A 3206-nucleotide genomic window follows, 5' to 3' on the forward strand; every position below is an offset into this window, starting at 1 on the left:
TCCCTGCTGACAGTTGAACGAGAAAGCCCCAATTCTCTAGCAATAGTGGCCTGAGTAACACCGTCAATTATTCGTTTTTCGATATAAAAACGCTCATGTAAGTTCAAATGTTTTCCCTTCATACAACAGTATCTCTTATGGGGTCATTACAGTAATTTTATCTATGTATGACCAAGGATTTACTTTGTTACATTTCGTTTGGGAATTGGCGAATGACTTCTAATATAAGACCTTATTTGCATTCAAAACCTGTTATTGGAAATAGTGTGTTTATCGATCCAACTGCTGTGATAATTGGCGATGTAAGTATCTCTGACAATGTAAGTATTTGGCCACTAACTATCATACGTGGTGATGTCAATTATATATCTATCGGAGCAAGAACTAATATTCAAGATGGTTCAGTACTTCATGTTACTCATAAAAATAAACTTAATCCCCAAGGATATCCTCTTATTATTGGCGAAGACGTTACCGTTGGACACAAAGTTATGTTGCATGGATGTACTATTGGTAACCGAACTTTGATTGGAATGGGTTCAATTATTTTAGATGGCGCAAAGATTGAGGCTGATGTCGTTATCGGTGCAGGTAGTTTAGTCACTCAAGGCAAAAAATTGGAAAGTGGTTATTTATATATTGGTAGTCCTGTAAAACAGATTAGAAAATTATCGTCAGAAGAGTTAGAAGGCTTAGTTCAGTCCGCAACTAATTATGAAAATTGGAAAAATAATTACTTATAAGTGTATTATCAAATATGCTATCCTTAATTGTTACCTGATATCGTTATCATTTTTTTCCGTATAAATATACCAACTAATTTATGTCAGCATTTTCTTTTAATCGCTGTAATACAGATGAAATATCAGGTAATTTACCGTGCCATAGTTTAAAAGCAAAAGCCGCCTGACCGACTAACATACCAATACCATCAGCATATTTTAATACTCCGTGGGTTTTCGCTAATGTTAAAAATGGCGTTTCATTTAATCGATAGAACATGTCATAACAAAAAACATTTTGCTTAAATATATTGGATGAAATAGCAGGAACTTCCCCTGCAACACCAGAAGATGTCGCATTGATCACTAAATCATACTCAGCAGAATGAATAGACTCCAACATCAATGAATTAATATGCCCTATAGCAGAAAATTGTTTTGCTAGTTTATCTGCTTTGCTAAATGTTCGATTCGTAATAGTTATTCGACAGCCATAATTTAAAATAGGAGCTATAACACCACGTGCTGCACCACCAGCACCAATTACTAATATATGCATTCCCTTTTCAATAAAGCGCAAACGCTCAAGATCTAAAACTAAACCTATTCCATCGGTATTATCACCAAGTAATCTATGATCATCTAACCTCTTGATAGTATTAATTGAACCACATATTTGAGCTTGTTCAGTTAATTCATCAACTTTATGGTAGGCTAATTCCTTGAAGGGTAAAGTAATATTTGCTCCCTTTCCTCCTCGGCAAAAAAAATCATCTAATTTTTCTTCAAATTTATTTAAAGGAACTAGCACTTTTCCATATTCATATTTAATACCAGTTTGTTCAGCAAATAATTTATGAATAAGTGGTGATTTACTATGTACTACTGGATTTCCAAATACTGCAAATTCTTCCATTTGCATTACCCTTTTCGATACAAGTGACCTGTCATTATATCTCGAATTTCAGATAGGTTCTTACGTCCTCCAACAGAACCCTCTAAAACGGATACTTGGCCATTAAACTGAGCAATAACTTCTTCTTTTGTTCTGCATGGTGATAATCCATTTAAATTAGCACTAGTAGAAATCAATGGTTTGCCATATAAAAAACAAAGCTTTTTAATTAATTCAAAATTTGTAATACGAACCGCAAGTGAATCAAATTTTCCTGTTAACCATTTTGGTATGTCTTTTCTAGCGGGCACTACCCAAGTTATAGCTTCAGACCCTGTTGAAAGCATCATTTCTTTTTGTAAATTAGTTAATTTATTATCATCAATATAAGGTGTTAATTGTTTATAGTCTCCAGCTATTAAAATTAGTCCTTTTTTCCATGAACGCTTTTTTAATAATAATAACTTACGGACTGCTTTATCGTTATCAGGATCACATCCGAGGCCAAAAACAGCTTCTGTCGGATAGGCTATAATTTTACCTTCATTTAGCGCTAAAATAATATTCCGCCATGAAGGGGATATTTCATCAACCATACCAATTTATTCCATTTATTTTTATTACTGCTGTTTATTACACAATTTATTTGCACAAAATATTTTCATATTTTGTGAAACCTTTTTTTCTATTAATAATGGATACTGACAGAAAGAACATTTACCAGAAATTGGTTTAGCATTCAGCACAAATTGACATTTAGGATAACAATTACAACCATAAAATACTTTGCCAAAACGTGATGTTCTTTGCAGTAATTCACCACCTTGACACTGTGGACATCCAACTAATGTTTCATCAGGTTTATCAATTAACTCTGTATGTTCACATTTAGGATAATGACTGCAACCAATAAACATACCAAAACGTCCTTGCTTCAACACCAAATTATGCCCACATTTGGGACAAAAATAATCCTGTAATTCTTTAATTATTTGGCTGTCTGCTGCTTGTTTTAATGGCCGAACATAATCACATTTAGGATAGTTAGAGCAAGCTACAAAAGGCCCATAGCCCCCATTTCGAATAATAAGTTCACTTTGACATTTAGGGCAATGCTCCTTATCTTCACCTGCCATTTTTCTAAAAAGGGTTGGCTTTTGCATTCTCATCTCACTTTAATTACTCAACTCTAGGGCACCTCGAAAAACTCAAGATTTTCAATTAACCCTTGGCTTTCATTCTAAATAATTAGATTTTTTTTGATTATCACGTTACTGATTCTATCGCACATTGCCCTGGCTAGGGCCATTTGACCCATTCTGGGCGTCAGAAAGCCACGATGCACGCGCTCTGGAAGTACGCCAACCGCTTTAGGTTGTAACATGCTGCCATCATCGTCATGGCAAAATTAGCGCGCACCTGTCCAATGGTGCGGATCAGTTTTCTACCCATTTGTTCCATCGCCGCAAATGCATGTTCAACCCGTGCCCTAGTCTTTGCAATCCTGTGGTTTCGCCCTTGCTGAGTCTTGGACAACGGTTTGTTTCGATGGCCTTTACGCTGAATCTGGCTCCTATAGCCGTTTGCCT

Annotated in this window: 6 protein-coding genes; 1 reads left to right on the forward strand and 5 read right to left on the reverse strand. The window is 35.4% G+C overall.

Features of this window, described 5'->3' with window-relative positions; translation table 11 throughout:
• On the reverse strand, nt 1-122 hold a 122-nt coding region (locus tag CBG25_RS21390; RefSeq protein WP_366212652.1), incomplete at its 3' end, for a helix-turn-helix domain-containing protein.
• A gap of 90 nt (nt 123-212) precedes the next feature.
• On the opposite strand from CBG25_RS21390, the gene CBG25_RS07425 reads away from it, so the two are divergent.
• The gene (locus CBG25_RS07425) at nt 213-743 is read left to right on the forward strand and encodes a gamma carbonic anhydrase family protein (RefSeq protein ID WP_290605733.1); all 531 of its coding nucleotides are present in this window, start codon (nt 213-215) and stop codon (nt 741-743) included.
• A 73-nt stretch (nt 744-816) separates the two neighbouring features.
• Here the strand turns inward: CBG25_RS07425 and aroE are convergent, their stop codons facing one another.
• The 4 genes from aroE to CBG25_RS07445 all read right to left on the reverse strand — a co-directional run.
• A complete protein-coding gene (aroE, locus tag CBG25_RS07430; protein WP_290605735.1) occupies nt 817-1638 on the reverse strand; it encodes a shikimate dehydrogenase in 822 nt (273 codons plus the stop codon).
• 5 nt (nt 1639-1643) lie between these two features.
• Nucleotides 1644-2213, reverse strand: coding sequence for a Sua5/YciO/YrdC/YwlC family protein (locus tag CBG25_RS07435; RefSeq protein WP_290605737.1), 570 nt, complete (start codon nt 2211-2213; stop codon nt 1644-1646).
• A 24-nt stretch (nt 2214-2237) separates the two neighbouring features.
• Entirely contained in the window at nt 2238-2780 is a 543-nt protein-coding gene (locus tag CBG25_RS07440; RefSeq protein WP_290605740.1) for a topoisomerase DNA-binding C4 zinc finger domain-containing protein, read from the reverse strand.
• A 163-nt stretch (nt 2781-2943) separates the two neighbouring features.
• On the reverse strand, nt 2944-3206 hold a 263-nt coding region (locus CBG25_RS07445), incomplete at its 5' end, for a transposase (protein ID WP_290603799.1).

It is taken from the genome of Arsenophonus sp. ENCA (genome assembly GCF_002287155.1).
GTDB lineage: Bacteria > Pseudomonadota > Gammaproteobacteria > Enterobacterales > Enterobacteriaceae > Arsenophonus > Arsenophonus nilaparvatae.